The sequence below is a fragment of the Nocardia terrae genome (assembly GCF_009760405.1).
Classification (GTDB): domain Bacteria; phylum Actinomycetota; class Actinomycetes; order Mycobacteriales; family Mycobacteriaceae; genus Nocardia; species Nocardia terrae.
Genome location: NZ_WRPP01000013.1, coordinates 117,449 through 135,293 on the forward strand (window position 1 = coordinate 117,449; position 17,845 = coordinate 135,293).

At 66.8% G+C, this 17,845-nt stretch carries 16 protein-coding genes; 9 read left to right on the top strand and 7 right to left on the bottom strand.

Features of this window, described 5'->3' with window-relative positions; translation table 11 throughout:
* Positions 1-118 precede the first annotated feature (118 nt).
* Complete coding sequence (locus GPX89_RS40075; protein WP_157392999.1) at positions 119-976, top strand: NAD-dependent epimerase/dehydratase family protein; 858 nt, start codon at positions 119-121, stop codon at positions 974-976.
* 28 nt (positions 977-1,004) lie between these two features.
* On the opposite strand, the gene GPX89_RS40080 is transcribed toward GPX89_RS40075, so the two are convergent.
* Entirely contained in the window at positions 1,005-1,709 is a 705-nt protein-coding gene (locus tag GPX89_RS40080; protein WP_157393000.1) for a hypothetical protein, read from the bottom strand.
* Between the two features lie 154 nt (positions 1,710-1,863).
* Positions 1,864-3,237 (bottom strand): aspartate aminotransferase family protein, encoded by a 1,374-nt coding sequence (locus GPX89_RS40085; RefSeq protein ID WP_157393001.1) that lies wholly within the window; start codon positions 3,235-3,237, stop codon positions 1,864-1,866.
* A 47-nt stretch (positions 3,238-3,284) separates the two neighbouring features.
* Between GPX89_RS40085 and GPX89_RS40090 the strand changes: the two genes are divergently transcribed.
* Positions 3,285-4,124: an SDR family NAD(P)-dependent oxidoreductase gene (locus tag GPX89_RS40090; RefSeq protein ID WP_407939556.1), complete on the top strand. Its 840-nt coding sequence runs from the start codon at positions 3,285-3,287 to the stop codon at positions 4,122-4,124.
* Positions 4,125-4,293: 169 nt separating this feature from the next.
* Here the strand turns inward: GPX89_RS40090 and GPX89_RS40095 are convergent, their stop codons facing one another.
* Positions 4,294-4,908, bottom strand: coding sequence for a DUF6907 domain-containing protein (locus GPX89_RS40095; RefSeq protein ID WP_407939557.1), 615 nt, complete (start codon positions 4,906-4,908; stop codon positions 4,294-4,296).
* Between the two features lie 324 nt (positions 4,909-5,232).
* Between GPX89_RS40095 and GPX89_RS40100 the strand changes: the two genes are divergently transcribed.
* A complete protein-coding gene (locus GPX89_RS40100; protein WP_157393004.1) occupies positions 5,233-6,114 on the top strand; it encodes a helix-turn-helix domain-containing protein in 882 nt (293 codons plus the stop codon).
* Here the strand turns inward: GPX89_RS40100 and GPX89_RS40105 are convergent.
* From GPX89_RS40105 to GPX89_RS40115, 3 genes are all read right to left on the bottom strand, one after another.
* Complete coding sequence (locus GPX89_RS40105; protein ID WP_157393005.1) at positions 6,083-6,898, bottom strand: alpha/beta fold hydrolase; 816 nt, start codon at positions 6,896-6,898, stop codon at positions 6,083-6,085. The two genes, GPX89_RS40100 and GPX89_RS40105, sit on opposite strands and share 32 nt — an antisense overlap.
* A gap of 108 nt (positions 6,899-7,006) precedes the next feature.
* Positions 7,007-7,900 (bottom strand): 1,4-dihydroxy-2-naphthoyl-CoA synthase, encoded by an 894-nt coding sequence (locus GPX89_RS40110; RefSeq protein ID WP_328602866.1) that lies wholly within the window; start codon positions 7,898-7,900, stop codon positions 7,007-7,009.
* A gap of 1,020 nt (positions 7,901-8,920) precedes the next feature.
* Positions 8,921-10,474, bottom strand: coding sequence for an acyl-CoA carboxylase subunit beta (locus GPX89_RS40115; RefSeq protein WP_328602867.1), 1,554 nt, complete (start codon positions 10,472-10,474; stop codon positions 8,921-8,923).
* Positions 10,475-10,702: 228 nt separating this feature from the next.
* Between GPX89_RS40115 and GPX89_RS40120 the strand changes: the two genes are divergently transcribed.
* Entirely contained in the window at positions 10,703-11,953 is a 1,251-nt protein-coding gene (locus tag GPX89_RS40120) for a fatty acid desaturase family protein (protein WP_157393007.1), read from the top strand.
* Between the two features lie 34 nt (positions 11,954-11,987).
* Positions 11,988-13,058 (top strand): ferredoxin reductase, encoded by a 1,071-nt coding sequence (locus GPX89_RS40125; RefSeq protein ID WP_157393008.1) that lies wholly within the window; start codon positions 11,988-11,990, stop codon positions 13,056-13,058.
* A gap of 292 nt (positions 13,059-13,350) precedes the next feature.
* On the opposite strand, the gene GPX89_RS40130 is transcribed toward GPX89_RS40125, so the two are convergent.
* The gene (locus GPX89_RS40130) at positions 13,351-14,088 is read right to left on the bottom strand and encodes a GTP-binding protein (RefSeq protein ID WP_157393009.1); all 738 of its coding nucleotides are present in this window, start codon (positions 14,086-14,088) and stop codon (positions 13,351-13,353) included.
* A gap of 82 nt (positions 14,089-14,170) precedes the next feature.
* Between GPX89_RS40130 and GPX89_RS40135 the strand changes: the two genes are divergently transcribed.
* The 4 genes from GPX89_RS40135 to GPX89_RS40150 all read left to right on the top strand — a co-directional run bounded on the left by GPX89_RS40135 (position 14,171) and on the right by GPX89_RS40150 (position 17,831).
* On the top strand, positions 14,171-14,617 hold the full coding sequence (locus tag GPX89_RS40135; RefSeq protein WP_407939558.1) for a Zn-ribbon domain-containing OB-fold protein: 447 nt from the start codon (positions 14,171-14,173) through the stop codon (positions 14,615-14,617).
* A complete protein-coding gene (locus GPX89_RS40140; protein WP_157393011.1) occupies positions 14,610-15,809 on the top strand; it encodes a lipid-transfer protein in 1,200 nt (399 codons plus the stop codon). Before GPX89_RS40135 ends, GPX89_RS40140 begins: the two co-directional genes overlap by 8 nt.
* A gap of 262 nt (positions 15,810-16,071) precedes the next feature.
* Positions 16,072-16,890 (top strand): SAM-dependent methyltransferase, encoded by an 819-nt coding sequence (locus GPX89_RS40145; RefSeq protein WP_198347811.1) that lies wholly within the window; start codon positions 16,072-16,074, stop codon positions 16,888-16,890.
* Positions 16,887-17,831, top strand: coding sequence for a GGDEF domain-containing protein (locus GPX89_RS40150; RefSeq protein ID WP_157393012.1), 945 nt, complete (start codon positions 16,887-16,889; stop codon positions 17,829-17,831). The genes GPX89_RS40145 and GPX89_RS40150 overlap by 4 nt, the downstream gene beginning before the upstream one ends.
* Positions 17,832-17,845: the final 14 nt, after the last annotated feature.

Genomic DNA, 17,845 nt, shown 5'->3' on the forward strand with positions numbered 1-17,845 from the left:
GAATGGACCGCGGTGTCGGGGCGACTCCGACCTACCGTGGGTACGCGGTGATCCGCCGCAAGAGGCGTAGTTCGCGCCCTTGCCGCGGAACGGTTTCGCAGAGTCAGGAGAGTGGGAGATGGATATTCTCGTCGCGGGAGCCAGCGGAGCGATCGGTACTCGGCTGATCCCACAGTTGCTCGATGCCGGCCACAAGGTCATCGGGACTTCGCGGACCGAGAGCGGCGCGCGACGGCTTCGGGAAACCGGCGCCGGTGCCGTCGTGCTGGACGTTTTCGACAAAGACGCGGTCGAGCAGAGCGTGGAGGTCACGGCCCCGGACGTGATCATCCATCAACTGACCGCCCTCAACGGCGGAACTTCGCACGACAACGCCCGAATTCGCCGCGTCGGGACCCGAAACCTGGTGGACGCGGCCCGGAAGGCCGGCGTGGAACGGATTGTGGCGCAATCGATCGCGTGGGCCTACGAGCCGGGCAGCACGCCGGCGGCGGAATCGACTCCGCTGGATCTGTCAGCCCCCGAGCCGCGTTCGGTCACGATCGGAGGAATCCGGACCCTGGAGGAAGCCGTCGCCGAGCTTCCACATCACGTGGTATTGCGCTACGGCACGCTGTACGGGCCCGGCACCTGGTATCACGCGGATGGTTTGGCCGCCGAGGTTCTGCGCGGTGACAGCAGCGCCCTCGGCGGGTTGCCGGCCAACGACGGGGTCAGTTCTTTCGTGCACGTAGAGGATGCCGCCCGCGCTGCGGTCGAGGCACTGAACTGGCCGAACGGAATTGTGAACATCGTCGACGACGAGCCTGCCCCGGCCTGGGAGTGGATGCCGGTCCTCGCCGCCGCCGTCGGTGTCGCGGCTCCCGTCCGGACGGCGGGAGGTGCGCGATGGGAACGCGGTGCGACCAATACCCTTGCCCGGTCGCTGGGCTGGACTCCGCGGTGGAGCACATGGCGCACCGGATTTCGTGCCTGACCGTGCCGTGTGCTCGACGAGCAGTCCGTCAGCACGCCGGTTGGAGGGGGAAGCACGGCGGCGGGGTCGACTGGGGAGGGCCGGATGAGGGCGCGGTCGGCTCGGCCGGTGGTTGCCGTTCAGGTGCCGCTGTTTCGGCTGAGGTTGTGGGCGGACGGTAGCTCGGGGCGTGGTCCGGGGTCAGTGCGGCACCTGCGCCGGCGGCGATGGCCAGCCAAAGCGCTGCTGCGGCAATCAGTCTCAGGGGTTGCCATCCGTGTGTGCGTCTCGGTGGCGGCCATGGCACCGAAACGGTCGATGGCGTCGTGTCCGGATCCGGGGTGTGCCGCGGTGATGTCGTGATCGGCCCTTCGATCGGGCCGGCCGGAATCGGAGTGCGCGGGGTCGGGGCCGCGGTTTCGGGAGGGAAACCTTGGTCGATGAGGGTCGAGATCGTCACGCTGCGCGCGAAATTCAGAGCGGTGATCAACGTGTGTGCTTGCTCAGCCGTCCAGATCGGTTTATGGCGGGCGTTGGTAGTGAACCACTGGCGCAAGTCGGGTTCACTGCCGAGGAGTACATCGATGCCGACGGGCAGGTCCTTCTTTTCGAGGGTGGGTCGGGGGCCCAGTGCGGGCATTACCAGAACCATTCCTGAAACGAACAGGTCGAGATCGAATTGTTTGGCGAGGTTCTTGATATTGAAAGTGTTCTCGCGGACTTGATCTATCGGGTTCGTGTCGTTCTGGCGCACGTGGACTGGACTGCCGGAGACGCCGGTCTGCGACCAGGGGCCGTTCGCCGGGCCCTCGGCGACATCGAAACCGGTGTCTGTACAACACGATATCCGCGGCATCCGACATTTCGGGCAGTGCGGGCTTGATGCCGGAATAGCGACGGGACGGGGATCAGCGGCGGACGGCTCGGGCTGTCAAGGTGCGGCCGAATTCCCAGGGGAGGCCGGTGGGTTTGGTGGCGTCGGTGAGGACGTCGGTGAAGGCTGTGAGGAAGTGGGCGGCTTGAGTGTCGGTGAGGGTCAGTGGGGGGATGAGTTTGATGACTTCCATGTGGTCGCCGGAGACCTGGGTGAGGATGCGGTGGCGGTGGAAAAGGCCCGCGACGATCATTTGGGAGAACAGGCCGACGCGGGCCTTTTGCATCGTCGACCAGATCGCTCGGGCGCGGCGCGGGGTGGGGCGGGTGAATTCGAGGCCGAGCATGAGGCCGCGGCCTCGGACGTCGCCGAGGATGTCGTGGTCGGCCGCGAGGTCGGTGAGGGCGGCGCGGAGGGTGGCGCCGAGGCGGTCGGCGTGGGTGGTCAGGGCCTCGGATTCGAGTACCGCGAGGGTTGCCAGGCCGGCGGCCATGGCGAGGGTGCCGCCCTTGAAAGTGCTGCTGTGCACCATCAGTCGGTCCATGGAGGAGTAGACCGAGGAGAAGATTCGGTCGGTGGTGAGCATGGCGCCGACGGGGACGTAGCCGCCGGAGAGGGCCTTGGCGACGGTGACCAGGTCGGGGTGGACGGGCTCGGATTGGTAGGCGAAGAAGGTTCCGGTGCGGCCCAGGCCGGTTTGGACCTCGTCGCAGATCAAGAGAGCGCCGTGGGAGTGGAGTAGGTCGACGGCGGTGGTGAGGTAGCCGGGAGGCGGGACGGCCATGCCGTGGCCTTGGATCGGTTCGACGATGAGGGCGGCGACGTCGCCGGTGCGGAGTCCGGCGGCCAGGGCGTCGAGGTCGCCGAAGGGGATTCGGGTCGCGGGGAGCAGGGCGCCGAATCCGGCACGGAACTCGTCGCTTCCGTTCGCTGAGAGAGCGCCCAGGGTCAGGCCGTGGAAGCCTCGGTCGCAGTAGAGGATTCGGTCTCGGCCGGTGGCGTGGCGGGCGAATTTCAGGGCGGCCTCGACGGCCTCGGCGCCGCTGTTGCAGAAGAAGACGCGGTCGAGGCCCGGTGCGTGGGCGAGGAGTCGTTCGGCGAGCAGGCCGGGCAGGGGCGGGCAATCGAACTGGACCCATTCGGCGAGGTTCGCGTCGAGGGCGTCGTGCAGGGCTCGGCGGACAACGGGGTGGTTACGACCGAGGGCGAAAACGCCGAAGCCGGAAAGGAAGTCGAGATACTCGTTGCCGTCGGCGTCGAACAGGCTCGCGCCCTCGGCTCGGACGTAGGTCTTGTCGAAGCCGATGGCGTGCAGCACCTTCGCCTGTTGCGGATTGAGGTATCGATCGTGCAGGGCGAACGACTCGCCGCGTCGGGCCGCCAGGAGTTCGGTCAGATCGAAGTCCATGCTCGAGCATTGTCCTCCGAAAGCGCTTCGGCCGTACCATGATCGGGGTGAGAGTCCACGGGTCGGTGGCGCTGGTCACCGGGGGTTCGTCCGGGATCGGCGCGGCCATCGCCGAACGACTCGCCGCGCGCGGTGCGCAGGTCCTGGTGCACGGTCACCTCGCCGAAGAGGTCGAGGCGATTTCGGAGCGCCTGGGCGGGCGCGGGCTGGTCGCCGATTTCGCGATGCCCGAGCAGCGGACCGGGCTTGCTCGCGAGGCGCTCGCCGCGTTCGGCCGCGTGGACATCCTCGTCGCCAATGCCGGGCTCGGCTGGTCCGGTCCCTTCACCGAGATGCCCCTGGATCGACTCCGCCGGGTGGTGGACGTCAACCTCCTGGGGCACATGGAACTCACTCGCCTCCTCCTGCCCGGAATGGTCGAACGAGACTGCGGCAGTGTCTGTTTCACCAGCTCCATAGCGGGCCGTCTGGGTGTAGCGGGTGAGGCGGTCTACGCGGCCTCGAAGGCCGGAATCGACATGTTCGCCGAAAGCCTGCGCGCCGAGGCCGCGGGCACCGGCGTCGAAATCGGTGTCGTGGTGCCCGCCGCCGTTCGCACCGGCTTCTTCGACCGCCGTGGCCGCCCCTACGACCGCACCCTGCCTCGCCCCATCGCCCCCGAAGTAGTGGCCGATGCGGCACTCCGGATGATCACGGACGGCACACCGGAAACCTGGGTCCCGGGCTGGCTCCGCGCGGCCGCCGCGATCCGCACTCTCGCCCCCGCCGGATACCGCCGCCTGTCCCGCAGATTCGGTGAGCCCATCCGCCTGACCGGACCGAACAGCGGGGACACCGCCTCAGGTGGTCGCGCTGCCACTGGTGATGCCGCTACAGGCCAAGGCTGACATGCCGCGCAAACTCGCCGTAGAACCGGCCGAGTAGTTCGGGATTGCCTTGGTACGGGCTGTGTTCGGGCTATGAGGCCCCGGGCGGATCCGCCGCGGTGTCCGCGGGTCGGGCTTGTTCCCGTCGTCGATGCGGGCTTTGTTCGATCAGGTTGTGCAGGTACGGGATTCAAGTGCGGTGAAGAGGGTTGTCGAGGTCATCGGCGGCATTCAGAAGCGCTGCCGCGGTGCGGCGGGCCTCAGGGCCGGTAAGCTCCACTGCTTCGTCGTCGCGCACCGTCAGGCACACGAACAGTCTGCGATCGAAACGGGTGTCCTTGGCGCACAGTCGTACTCGAACTCTGCTACCGCACAGTTGCGGTCCTATCACCGGCACCGTCCACGGTTGACCGCTGTGCCACTGTTCGGCCTTCGGATCCCTCGCCTCGTCGTGCTGGCTGCACCACAGGGGGCAGAGATGGGCCCACGGGATGCTGTCGGCCAGGATTCGGGAATCCCATAGGTCTCCGCAGGCAATGAGAGCTTCGGCAAGCTGCCGGGCCTGTGCCGCGGTCATTTCGGCATGGACACGGCTCGGCGCGACCAAATCGATCCAGCTGTAGCGCAGCCCATCACAGTCGTGAGCGTTCAACTGCACGAACAACACTGGAAGCCCGGGCCGTGCCGGTTCCTCGACCAGCACCGGCCGTGGTCGGCCGCAATGGTGGTCGCCGTCGCCGGGTGCGAACGGATCCGGTTCGTCGTGTTCTTCGCACCACGCCGGACACGGCATAACCGTGGACATCTCGTACCAATCCCTGTGTATGCCCTGCCACGAGGGCTGCGCCCCCTTCGCGCAGCCCTCGCATCGGGGTCCCCGCCCTCCTCGTACCAGGCCGGGAAACTCTCGGGCTCCGCGCCATTCAGGGCGCTACCGACATACACGGAGCCGAAGGCAACTACTTGCCGACTCCGATGAGCCGGCGCGAAGGAAATAAGAACACGCCGAGATCGCAGCGGTAAAGACGCCGGGCGCACGCTGTGCAGAGGTACCTCTGGTCAGAGGTCGGTCCGAAAGTAGGCGAGATCGGCGTTCCTTCTTGGACCTCCGGTGCGTGGGGGCTCAAACTTGTTCGGGCCGCGTCGCTGTCAGAAGAGTATTCTGCTCGCCGTGAACGCTGGCTACACCGCACTAGGGGAAACCGAGGTTGACCAGTTGCTGGCCCCCAACCTCGCCGATTTCGTCCGAGCCCACCGTACGGCTCCGAGGCATCCGGATCATCCCCGCGGTCTCAGCCGTCCGGCACTGGCCGGTCTCTGTGACGTCAGCGCCAGTTATATCGCTCAGATCGAGCAGCGCGAGAAGACCTCACCGAGTCCCGAAGTGGTGGACGCGATCGCCCGCGCCCTGCGGCTGACGCCCGCTGAGCGGCAACATATGCACAATCTCGCCGCTCCCAAGACCCCGGGCCCGCGTACCTATACGCCGATGCCGGTCGCCGAGATGCGTGAACTGATCTCCGATGACTTGCGAGCTGCCGCCGACGGCCTGATCCCACACCTGTCGGGATACGTCGACGAGCGATGGAACGTCTTGTGGGCCAACCAAGCCTACGACCGCGCGTATCCGCGGCTGTCGGAAGTGGAGAACATTCTGGTCTGGTTCTTCCTGGTCCCGGACTCGCACCAGGTAATGATCGAATGGGAGAACGAAGCCCGGCTGACCGTGAACTGGTTCAGATGGCACATGGGCAGATATCAGAATCCACAGTGGGCTCTGGATCTGCTCGGCAAGCTCGGTTCGTCGGCGGTCTTCCGGGCAATGTATCTGGCCGAGCGTGTCGACTACGAACGCCATCAACCCTTGATGCACCTGCGTGACCCGGCTACCGCGGAGCCCTACAGCGTGCGAGTCCGGATTACCGATGTGCCCAGCGTTGACGCACCGTTTCAGTGGTTCATCGGCATGCGTGAGAAGTTCAGCGGGCCGCCGAGCTTGCTAACCGACTGAGAAATCCGCCGATCGCGTCGTTGACCGGATCAGGAGCCGTCCAATTGGCCGCGTGACCGGCATCGGGAACCGTGATCACGGGACCGGCCCCGGGCAGTCCGGCGGCCAATGCGCCGGATTTGGCGGCGGTGCTCGACGCATCGTGTTCACCGCGCAACACCATTGCGGGGCAGTGGATCTCGCCCAACTGGTCGAGGACGGATTCTCGATCGATCAAGCAGGCGGCCGCCCGCTCGATCGACGAACGGTCACTGGCTGCCCATTTGGCGCGCCACGGCGCCTGATCGGCCGCCGTGCCGCCGATCAGCTGTGGCGCCAAACCGTCTGCCAGCATCGCCAAGGGCACTTCGGGGTTCGTCCAGGCGTCGAACAGCTCGCGATACTCGGCTTTCTGCTCGTCGGGTGAGGCACCGGCCTCCGTGTCGAGCAGGATCAGCGCCTCCACGCGCTCCGGTGCGAGCAGCGCGGTTCGCAACGCCGTGTAACCGCCCTGCGACATTCCTCCCACGATCGCACGGTCCACGCGGGCGGCGTCCATCACGGCCAGCAGGTCGCGCGCCGAATCCCAATAGCTGAAGGACCGATGGGGTTCCGCGGTGGTGCCGCCGTGCCCCCGGGCGTCCCAGCACAGCACTCGAAAACCCTTCGCCTCCAGATACTCCACCTGCGGTGCGAACATCGACAGGTCCATGAAGAATCCATGGCTCAACACGACGACGGGGCTGCTGTGATCACCGGAGTCGGTGTAGAAGATGCGAGCCCCATCGGTACTGACGTACGGCATTGCCGTAGCGTAACCGCGCAATCCACCGGCTGTCGCGGCCCGAGCACACTCTGTTCAGAGGTGGGTCCGACCGGACGGCCTGGGAAAACCGAAAGAGTGCAGGTCAGCTCAGAAGTAGTACGGGTAGGGCTTCCAGTCGGGCTGGCGCTTCTCGAGGAAGGCGTCGCGGCCTTCGACCGCTTCGTCGGTCATGTAGGCCAGGCGGGTGGCCTCGCCGGCGAAGAGCTGCTGGCCGACCAGTCCGTCGTCTTGGAGGTTGAAGGCGTACTTCAGCATTCGGATGGCCTGGGGCGACTTGCCGAGGATGTCGGCGGTCCATTCCAGGGCGACGTCTTCGAGTTGCTCGTGGTCCACGACGGCGTTGACCGCGCCCATCTGGTGCATCTCTTCGGCGGTGTAGGGCCGTCCCAGGAAGAAGATCTCGCGAGCGAACTTCTGTCCCACCATCTTCGCCAGGTACGCGCTGCCGTAGCCGGCGTCGAAGCTGCCCACGTCGGCGTCGGTCTGCTTGAACCGGGCGTGCTCGCGCGAGGCCAGTGTCAGGTCGCAGGTGACGTGCAGGCTGTGCCCGCCGCCCGCGGCCCACCCGTTGACCAGTGCGATGACCACCTTGGGCATGAAGCGGATGAGTCGCTGCACCTCGAGGATGTGCAGGCGTCCGGCGCGGGCCACGTCCACGGTGTCGGCGGTCTCGCCGGAGGCGTACTGGTAGCCGCTGCGGCCGCGGATGCGCTGGTCGCCGCCGGAGCAGAAGGCCCAGCCGCCGTCGCGGGGGCTGGGGCCGTTGCCGGTGAGCAGGACCGCGCCGACGTCGGAGGTCATGCGGGCGTGGTCGAGGGCGCGGTAGAGCTCGTCGACGGTGTGGGGGCGGAAGGCGTTGCGTACTTCGGGGCGATCGAAGGCGATCCGTACCGTGCCCTGCTCGACATGCCGGTGGTAGGTGATGTCGGTGAGGTTCTCGAATCCCGGAACGGGCCGCCACAGTGTCGCATTGAAGGTCACGGGTCTGACCTTAGCCACGTGTCCGACTCGAGATATCCGCGACCCCATACCCGTCCCGGCGCAGGCGAGCTGAAATGCGTTGCAATGCACCGCTTCTTGCCTGTCGAGACCCGTGTTGTTCGACGTGCGATCCGCACCGCCTGCGTGTCGACGCGCTCGATCTAATTGTGGTCCGGGTAGATCCAATGGGGATGTACGGCAGCGAGGTGGTCGTCGATCGCGGTCTCCACCAGCTCCCGCCAATGTGGATTGTTCTGTGTGGTGTCCTCGTCGCGGAACCACCGGCAACCAACCGAGGGGCACAAGAATCGGTAGGTGCCAAGATTGTCAATGCGGCCTCCCAAACTCACGGGGCGCTTGCGGCTCGCACCGGTGTTGAGAGGACTGCCGAAGGTTGAAAGTTCATCTCCCACTCCAATACTCAATCACAGTCGGATATCGGGGAGACACTTACGAACCGTGTGGTACGTGATCTTGTGACCGTCGCCTCGTGTCTCGAAGTGCGCAATTCCGCCGGTCTCGGCGATTCGGTGCGCTCCGCGGCGCTGGTTCGGTCGCTGCTGACGGTGCATGGAAATGTGCTGTACCGCGTTGTCGGTCAGCATGTTTCAACAATGTTGACCGATTTGCGCAAGTTGGTCGACACCCGTAAGGTTCGCCGTAGGACAACCTGCAACCCCCCAGCAGAGTTGGTCCGCAGACGGTGGCCAGTTCCAGCCTGAAGGCTGTCTGCCGCCGTTGATGCCGATGTCGCCGGGTCAAACTCCCCCCCTTCACCCGGCGGCATCGCTCCATCGAATAGGCTACTCATTCGAGCCCCGCTCATGGGTCATCCCCATGCTTCGGCACAGCCATTCGATTCGAAATACATGTGCCCCCACAGCGAATGCCTCGCCGGACAGGCGATGCGCGATGGCCAAATTGCCGGTGTCGATGTCGAACGTCACGGTGTGAATTACTCGGCCGCGGCCCTCACGCTGCGGCCGGGTGCCGCAGCGGTCGTGGCCGGGTTCGGGTTGGTCACATCGGGTAGATGGGGTGTTTGCGGGGGTTGAATTCTGGCTTGGTGGGGGCCTTGTCGCGGAGGAGGTGGAGGGCCTTGCGGATTTGGAGGCGAGTTTGGTGGGGTTCGATTACGGCGTCGATGTAGCCGCGTTCGGCGGCTATCCAGGGGGTGGCGACGGTTTCGTTGTATTGGTTGATGAGGTAGTCGCGGGCGGCGGCTCGGTGTTCTTCGGGCATGGCGGCGAGTTGGCGTTTGCCGAGGAGGTCTACGGCGGATTCCGCGCCGATGACGGCGATTCGGGCGGTGGGCCAGGCGAAGCTGATGTCGGCGCCTACCTGGCGGGCGGCCATCATGCCGTAGGCGCCGCCGTAGGATTTGCGGACCACCAGGTTGATGATGGGGACGGTGGCTTCGATGATGGCGCGGGGGGTGCGGCCGCCGCGGATGATGACGCCGGCGGCTTCCTCGGACAGGCCGGGCAGGACGCCGGGGGTGTCGGCGACGAAGATCAGCGGGATGTTGAAGGCGTCGCAGAGGCGGATGAAGTAGGTGGACTTGTCCGAGCAGGCGGCGTCGATCGAACCGCCCAGGACCAGTGGCTGGTTGGCGATCACGCCGACCGGATAGCCGTCGACGCGGGCGAAGCCGGTGATGAGGTTGGGGGCGAACTTCGCTCGGACCTCGTGGAATTCGCCGTCGTCGAACAGGCGCAGCAGGATCTCGTGCATGTCGTAGCCGCTGCGGTCGGAGTCGGGGATGATCTTGTCGAGTTCCAGGTCGTGGGCCGTGATCTCGGGCTCCAGACCGGGATTCACGATCGGCGGCTGCTCGAGGCAGCTGGTCGGCATGTAGCTGAGGTAGTTGCGCGCCCAGTCGTAGGCTTCCTGCTCGGTCTCGGCCACGTGGTGCAGGGTGCCGCGCTTGGCCTGCACCTCGGCGCCACCGAGGTCCTCGGCGCTCACGTCCTCACCATTGACGGCCTTGATCACCTCCGGACCCGTGACGAACATGTAGGAGTCCTTGGTGCCGATGAGCACATCGGTGTTGATCGGCCCGTACACTGAACCCGCGGCGCATTTGCCGAGGATGATCGACACCTGCGGGACATAGCCGGACAGCTTCTCCAGCACCCGGGAGATGTCGCCGAAGGAGGCGATGGAGCCCACCGCGTCCTGGATGCGCGCGCCGCCCGAGTCGTTGATCGTCACCACGGGGCACGCGTTGTCGAACGCGAATTGCAGTGCCCGCATGAACTTCTGCGCCGAGGTCACGCCGATCGACCCGCCGTAGACGGTTTGATCGTGGGAGATCACCACCACCGGGCGGCCGCCGATGAGCCCGCGGCCGGTGACCAGTCCGTCGCCGTAGAAGGCGTCCGCTTGGCCGGGCTGGCGTGCCAGCGCACCGGTTTCGATGAACGTCCCGGGGTCGAGCAGCATGTTCACCCGCTGCCGGACGCTGGGAATACCCTTCTTCTCGCGCTTGGCGATACCGGCCTCTCCGGCCGGTTCCGCCGCGATCTCGAGGATCTTGGTTAGTTCATCGAGCTTTGCCCGCGTACCGATCACGCCTACTGCCACCTTCTGAGCTGAACTTGTTGTGCATCAGCGAGGTTAAGCGGTATCGCCGCAAAACGGGGGCCCATCTTTCCGGCGGCACGGTCCGCGGAGTCGGCGCCGATCTCGAACATCGTTGCGCCAGGTCCAAATTGGGACAAAAGTCATGAGTTTCAGGACACAGTGAAAAAGCGGCTCGGAGAAACCTACGGGACCGTAACCTACGGTAGCGTAGGTCGCATGGCGATATCGGATGTCAAGCAATACGCTCATCTCAGCGCGGCCGATGTTGAGGCCATCGGGGCCGAACTGGATGAAATCCAGCGGGAGATTCGGAGCTCACTGGGGGAGCGGGACGCGGCGTATATACGGAAGGTGATCCGGCTGCAGCGCGGCCTCGAGATCGGCGGGCGCGCGGTGCTTTTCGCCAGTTTCCTGCCGCCCGCCTGGGTGGCGGGCGTGGCGCTGTTGAGCACCGCGAAAATCATCGAGAACATGGAGATCGGGCACAACGTCCTGCACGGGCAATGGGATTGGATGAACGATCCCGAAATTCACTCCACGAAGTGGGAATGGGATATCGCCGATCCGGCGGAACATTGGAAGATCACCCACAACTACCTGCACCACAAGTACACCAACGTGCTCGGCATGGATCGGGATATCGGGTACGACCTGCTGCGGGTCACCCGCGACCAGCGGTGGAAGCCCTTCCATCTGGGACAGCCGGTCTACAACCTGCTGCTGCAACTGCTGTTCGAGTGGGGCGTCGCCACCCAGCATCTGCAGTTGGGACGGCTGCTCACCGGGCGACTGCCCGAGGACGGGCCCGAGCGTGAGCAGTTCGAGAAGGACAAGCGGAAGGTTCTGAAGAAATCCGGGAAGCAGATCGCGAAGGACTATGTGATGTTCCCGCTGCTCACCGGCCCGGCCTTCCTCAGCACGCTGACCGCGAACTTCACCGCCAACATCGTCCGGAATATCTGGGCGAACACCGTCATCTTCAGCGGTCATTTCCCGGACGGCGCCGAAAAGTTCACCAAGTTCGATGCGGACAATGAGACCAGGGGCGAATGGTATCTACGCCAGATTCTGGGCGGCGCCAATATCAGTGGCGGCCCGATCATGCATTTCATGACCGGGAACCTGTCGTATCACATCGAACACCACCTTTTCCCGGATATGCCGAGCAACCGCTATGCCGAAGCGTCGGTGCGGGTCCGGAAACTGTGCGACAAGTACGACCTGCCGTACACCACCGGGCCGCTCCCGGTGCAGTACGGAAAGGCGTGGCGGACCATTCTGAAGCTCTCCCTGCCGAACAAGCTGCTGCGCCGCGGTAGCGACGATGCCCCGGAGACCAGGTCCGAGCGCGCCATCGGCGGCCGCCCCACCATCGATCCGATGACCGGGCGGCGTCGCGGCCTGCGCACCGCACTGCGGGAAGGCCGCCGCCGCGTGACCGACCGCCACCTCGCCGCGGTGAGCTGACCGCGAATCCGCCCACCGGAAAGGAACATTCGACATGGTTCCCACCATGCGGGACATGGCTGCCCGCTTCACCACCCCCTTGCTGCCCGACGACTATCTGCAGCTGTTCAACCCGCTGTGGTCGGCGCGCGAGCTGCGCGGGCGGATCGTCGAAGTGCGCAGGGAGACAGCCGATTCGGCCACCTTGGTGATCAGGCCCGGCTGGGGCTTCGACTTCGCCTTCACGCCCGGCCAGTACGTCGGCGTCGGGGTCCTGGTGGACGGCCGCTGGCACTGGCGTTCCTACTCGCTGACCTGCCCGCCCGGCTGGATTCACCCCGGGCGGCGCGGTGCGCGGCTCATCTCCATCACCGTCAAGGCCATGCCCGAGGGCTTCCTGTCCCGGCACCTGGTCACCGGCATCCCGGCGGGGACGATCGTGCGGCTGGCCGCACCGCAGGGCGGATTCGTGCTGCCGGAGCCGCCGCCGGCCAAGATGCTGTTCCTCACCGCGGGCAGCGGCGTCACCCCGATCATGGGCATGCTGCGCACCATGGATCGCCGCGGCGCCATGTCCGATGTCGTGCACATCCATTCGGCGCGCGCCGAGGCCGATGTGCTGTTCGGTCCCGAATTGCGTGGCCTGGACCGGAAATACGCGAACTTCACCTCACACCTGCACCTCACCGAGGAGCTGGGCCGGTTCACCCCGGCGGACCTGGACCGGCTCTACCCCGATTGGCGGGACCGCGAGACCTGGGCGTGCGGCCCGTTGCCGATGCTCGAGGAGATCGAAAACCACTGGGAGGACGCCGGTCTCGGTGACCGGCTGCGAACGGAACGGTTCGAGCTGGAGACCTCCGCCATCGGTGAGGGCGGCAGGGTGACCTTCGCCGACAGCGGCCGGACCGTCGAGGCCGACGGCGCCACCACGGTGCTGCAGGCCGCCGAGGGCGTCGGTGTACCCATGTCCTTCGGCTGCCGCGTCGGTATCTGCCAGACCTGCGTGGTCACCGTCACCGAAGGCCACGTCCGCGACCTCCGCACCGGCCTGGAACACCGCGCCGGCGACAAGGTCCAGTCCTGCGTCTGCGCCCCGGCGGGCGACTGCACGATCGTCGCCTAGCATCGCCCGCTACCGGCGGCAGGTGTCGTATCGCTCGCGCACCCTCTGCTGCGGGGCGATGGCAGCGGGGCTTACCTGCGGTTCTCTCCGATGCCGTGGATCCTGCGCGGGTGAATATTCGGTTGTGTCGGAATCGTCTTTCGCACAAGGTTTCTGGGGGAATTGTGTGATGTGCGGGGGTCGACCGTATGATCTTGCGCAGGCTGGCCGTATCCCCCCCACGGCCACCTGTACGTCGATGCCGCCGGGCCACTCCCCCCTTCGCCCGGCGGCATCGGCCTTTTCCGGGGCGTCAGTAGTCGAGGGCGTGTTCGGGTTGGCAGACATCCAGGGGGGAGGGCAGGTAGCGGACGATCGCGTCGAGGAGGCGGGTGGTGTCGTCGGTGTCGATGGCGGTGCCGCACAGGATGGGGATCACGTCGCCGATGCGGGTGAGTGAGCGGATGCGGTGGTGGAGCTGGGTGGGGTCCTGGGCCAGGACGGAATTCATGAGGGCGCGGTAGGACTGTTCGGCGAGTTGCCAATGGGGGCCGTAGATTTCGGCGGCCAGGGGTTCGAAGGCCCAGAGCGAGGGCAGGTCGATGATGGGCTCGAAGCCGGGGGCGGCGCCCAGGGGGAGTTGGAGTTTCAGCGGTGTCGCGCCGCGGGTTTCGGTGATGGTGCGCAGGCAGCGGTCGTAGTCGGCGCCGGGGCGGTCGAGGCCGTGGAGCAGGCACAGGCGGGCGACCTGGTGGTCGTCGGCGACGCGCAGGGTGGTTTCGAGGCGCGGGCGCCGGGGGAGCGTGGCGTCGACGAGGACGACGATGCCGTCGGCGACGCGGATGCCGCGTTCCAGTTCGGCCATGGGGGCGTGGATCGACAGTTCGGTCACGCGAACCATGTGGTCGGCGTGGTCGAGCGCCCAGTGGATGGTGTTCGAGCCGGTCGGCGCGCTGCGGCGCAGGCGGTGGGCTACCCGGGTCGTCTCGTCGGGGTCCCCGATGAGGGTGACGTTACGGATCGACTGCGGGTCAATGGCTTTGGTGCCCATCGCCATCACCGTACCTCCGGGGGCGGATTCGCGGAGCGGAATTCCTCGCCAAAATAGAACGTGTTCCTATACCGTCGGGGCTGTGCAGAAAGAACAACGCCCCGCCGTGGCCGACTGGTTCACCGCGGATGACGGTGTGGCGCGGCTGAAGGGAAGCCGCTGCAACGACTGCGGCACGCCGTACTTCCCGAAGAACACGCTGGCCTGCCGCAATCCGCGCTGCGCCGGTCCGAAGGACGGCTCCGAGCTGGCCGACTACCTGTTCTCCACGCGCGGCCGGATCTGGTCGTACGCGGACGCCCGGTACAAGCCGCCCGCGCCCTACGTGTCGGGGGATCCGTTCGAGCCCTATGTCGTCGCGGCGGTGGAGCTCGAGGCCGAGCAGATGGTGATTCTCGGGCAGGTCGTGCGCGGGTTCACCGTCGACGACCTCGCCGTGGGCATGCCGGTCGAGCTGGCCATCGGGACGCTGTACGAGGACGACGAGGCAGAGCACACGGTGTGGATGTGGAGGCCGGTCAATGACTGACACGAATCGCGATATCGCCGTCCTCGGCGCGGGCATGCACCCGTGGGGCAAGTGGGGACGCAACTTCGTCGAATACGGCCTGGTCGCCGCGCGCGCGGCGCTGGCCGACGCCGGGGTGGACCACCTCGACGTCGGATACATCGCGGGCGCGGACACCATCCGCAACGGCTACCCGGGGTTCGTCGCGGGCGCGACCTTCGCGCAGGCGCTGGGCTGGTCGGGCGCGCGCATCTCGAGCAGCTACGCCGCGTGCGCGTCGGGGGCGCAGGCCATCGCCAACGCGCGCGCCCAGATCCTGGCCGGGCTGACCGATGTGGCGCTGGTGATCGGCGCCGACACCACGCCCAAGGGCTTCTTCCAGCCGGTCGGCGGTGAACGCCGCGACGATCCGGACTGGCTGCGCTTCCATCTGCTCGGCGCGACCAACCCGATCTATTTCGCGCTGTACGCCCGCCGCCGCATGGCATTGCACGGCGCGACGCTCGATGATTTCGCCGCGGTCAAGGTGAAGAACGCCAGGCACGGCCTGAACAACCCCTACGCCCGATACCGCAAGGAGGTGTCGGCCGAGGAGATCGCCGCTTCGGCGATCGTGTCGGATCCCCTGCGGCTGCTCGACATCTGCGCGACCAGTGACGGCGGCGCGGCCCTGGTGCTGACGTCGATGGAGTACGCGCGCAAACACGGCGTCTCGGACCCGGTCCGGATCAAGGCGCTGTCGACGGTCACGCCGACCTTCCCGAAGACCGTGATCGATCTACCGGATTTCGCAACGGATTCCGCGGTGGCGGTCGAACCCCAGCCGCGCGCGTTCCGCTCCGCCATCGCGCACGCCGCCTACGAGGAGGCCGGACTCGGCCCCGACGAGCTGTCCCTCGCGGAGGTCTACGACCTGTCCACCGCGCTGGAGCTGGACTGGTACGAGGACATCGGGCTGTGTGAGGCGGGCGGCGCGGAGGCGCTGTTGCGCAGCGGCGCAACGACATTGGGCGGACGGGTGCCGGTGAACCCGAGTGGCGGGCTCGCCTGCTTCGGCGAGGCGATTCCGGCGCAGGCCATCGCCCAGATCTGTGAGCTCACCTGGCAGCTGCGCGGTCAGGCCGATGGCCGGCAGGTCGAGGGCGCCCGTGCGGGCATCGCGGTGAATCAGGGCCTGTTCGGCCACGGTTCGGCCATCATCGCCACGCGCTGATACCGCGCACCGCGCTTCCACACCGAAGAACACTGCGGTTCCACGCCGAAAACCCGGTCCCGAACCGGGTTTTCGGCCACGGCCCGGCGCGGTGTCCCCCGGCGGACCGATGGCGTGAATCACTTGATGATTCAACATCTTTACGCCTCTGGTCAGCGGTTTCGGTGCCGCACCGCACACATGTCGGGGGTTCTCGGTACGCTGATCTTCGGATTGTGTGAGTGCGGTCTGCGCGGTGGGGGCCGGTGAGCGGGGAGGTTGTGTGCCGAAAGAACCCGAGAACGTCGATGCTCGGCCGGAATGGGCCCCGTTGACGGTCGATCTCGATCGGCCGAGCGCGGCCCGGGTGTGGGACTTCTTTCTCGGCGGCTCACACAATTTCCAGGTCGATCGCGCCTTCGCCCGCGAGGCGATGAAGCAGGTCCCGGAGGGACAGGTCATCGCCCGGGAGAGCCGGGCGTTTCTGCGGCGCGCGGTCCGGTACCTGGCCGAGCGAGGGGTTACCCAGTTCCTCGACATCGGGTCCGGGATTCCCACGGTCGGCAATGTGCACGAGGCGGCGCGGGAGATCCGGCCCGGCGCGCGAGTGGTCTACGTCGACAACGACCCGGTCGCCGTCACCCACAGCCGGGCGCTGTTGCAGGGTGATCGCGACACCCTCGTGCTGGAGGCCGATCTGCGGCGGCCCGAGGAGTTTCTCGGCGACGACGGCGCGGGGCTGCTGCTCGATTTCTCCGAACCGGTCGCGGTGCTGCTGGTCGCGGTGCTGCATTTCATTCCGGACTCCGATGATCCGGTCGGCCTTCTCGCGCGGATCCGCGACCGGCTGGCCCCCGGCAGTCATCTGGTCATCGTGCACGGGAGCATCGAGAACGACGGCCACCAGGCCGTGGCCGAGATGTACAAGCGCATGCCGACGCCGCTCACCATGCGCGATTACCGGGAAGTGCTGCGCTTCTTCGACGACTTCGAGATGGTCCCGCCCGGACTGGTCAGGATGCCGGAGTGGCGGCCGGATCCGATGCACGGGTCGCCCGGACTGCGTATCCCGGGATACGCCGGTGTGGGGCGACTGCCATGATCGTGCGGCGGCTGGGAGTGACACCACCGGGTCTACGCGACCGCGAGCGCGTACTGCGACTGGCCGCTGACGAATACCTCAGGCTGCTCGCCACCGTCGGTTACGTCGCGCCCGACCGTCCCGCGGCCGTGAAGCTCACCACCGGCTTCCTGCGCGGCATCGACCGCATCAGCCAGGACGGCGTCGAGAACGCAAGTGAGGCAACGCTGCTCGGCGCGGAGCTGGCCGGCAGCCTGCCGGGACTGCTCACCAGCTCGCGCTTCGTCGGCCCGCTGGTCACCGCGACCCTGTTCGCCGCGCCGCCCGCGCCCGCCGGGGTGTGGACGCTGCACGCGGGATACGCGGTGGCGGGTTACGCCGAGGTCCTCGCCGAGCGGGCCCTCGGCGACCACGAGACCATCCTGCGGGCGGCGGTCGCGGCCCGCGAACATCGGATCACCGAATTGCAGGATCGGCTCCAGCACGCCGCCACCCACGATCGGCTCACCGGGCTGCCCAATCGCGCCATGCTCGAGGAGCGGATCGCCGAATTGCTGTCCACCGGGCGGACTTTGGCGGTGCTGCTGGTCGATCTGGACGGCTTCAAGCAGATCAACGACATGCACGGCCACGCGGTCGGTGACGAGCTGCTCGTGGCGGTCGCGGAGCGGTTGAGCTCGGTCACGGGCGCGCAGGACTGCGTATGCCGTTACGGCGGAGACGAATTCGTCATCGCCACCGCCGGCGGAGACGAAGCGGCGCTGGTGATCGCCGACGGCGTACTCGCCGAGATCGCCCGCCCGTTCTTTTTGTCCACCGGTGCGGTTCGCGTGCGCGCCAGCATCGGCATCGCGACCACCGCCGGGGGCAGCCGTGATGCCGCGGCGCTCATCCACGCCGCGGATCGCGGCATGTACTCCGCGAAATCCAGTGGCGGCCACCGCCATCACACCGAGCGTTGAGGCGAAGCCCAGGA

Excerpts from the sequence above, each read along its gene's own strand:
- GPX89_RS40075 (WP_157392999.1), top strand. The coding sequence starts at position 119 with ATGGATATTCTCGTCGCGGGAGCCAGCGGAGCGATCGGTACTCGGCTG.
- GPX89_RS40085 (WP_157393001.1), bottom strand. The coding sequence starts at position 3,237 with ATGGACTTCGATCTGACCGAACTCCTGGCGGCCCGACGCGGCGAGTCG.
- GPX89_RS40095 (WP_407939557.1), bottom strand. The coding sequence starts at position 4,908 with ATGTCCACGGTTATGCCGTGTCCGGCGTGGTGCGAAGAACACGACGAA.
- GPX89_RS40105 (WP_157393005.1), bottom strand. The coding sequence starts at position 6,898 with ATGCCGTACGTCAGTACCGATGGGGCTCGCATCTTCTACACCGACTCC.
- GPX89_RS40120 (WP_157393007.1), top strand. The coding sequence starts at position 10,703 with ATGGCGATATCGGATGTCAAGCAATACGCTCATCTCAGCGCGGCCGAT.
- GPX89_RS40125 (WP_157393008.1), top strand. The coding sequence starts at position 11,988 with ATGGTTCCCACCATGCGGGACATGGCTGCCCGCTTCACCACCCCCTTG.
- GPX89_RS40130 (WP_157393009.1), bottom strand. The coding sequence starts at position 14,088 with ATGGGCACCAAAGCCATTGACCCGCAGTCGATCCGTAACGTCACCCTC.
- GPX89_RS40140 (WP_157393011.1), top strand. The coding sequence starts at position 14,610 with ATGACTGACACGAATCGCGATATCGCCGTCCTCGGCGCGGGCATGCAC.
- GPX89_RS40150 (WP_157393012.1), top strand. The coding sequence starts at position 16,887 with ATGATCGTGCGGCGGCTGGGAGTGACACCACCGGGTCTACGCGACCGC.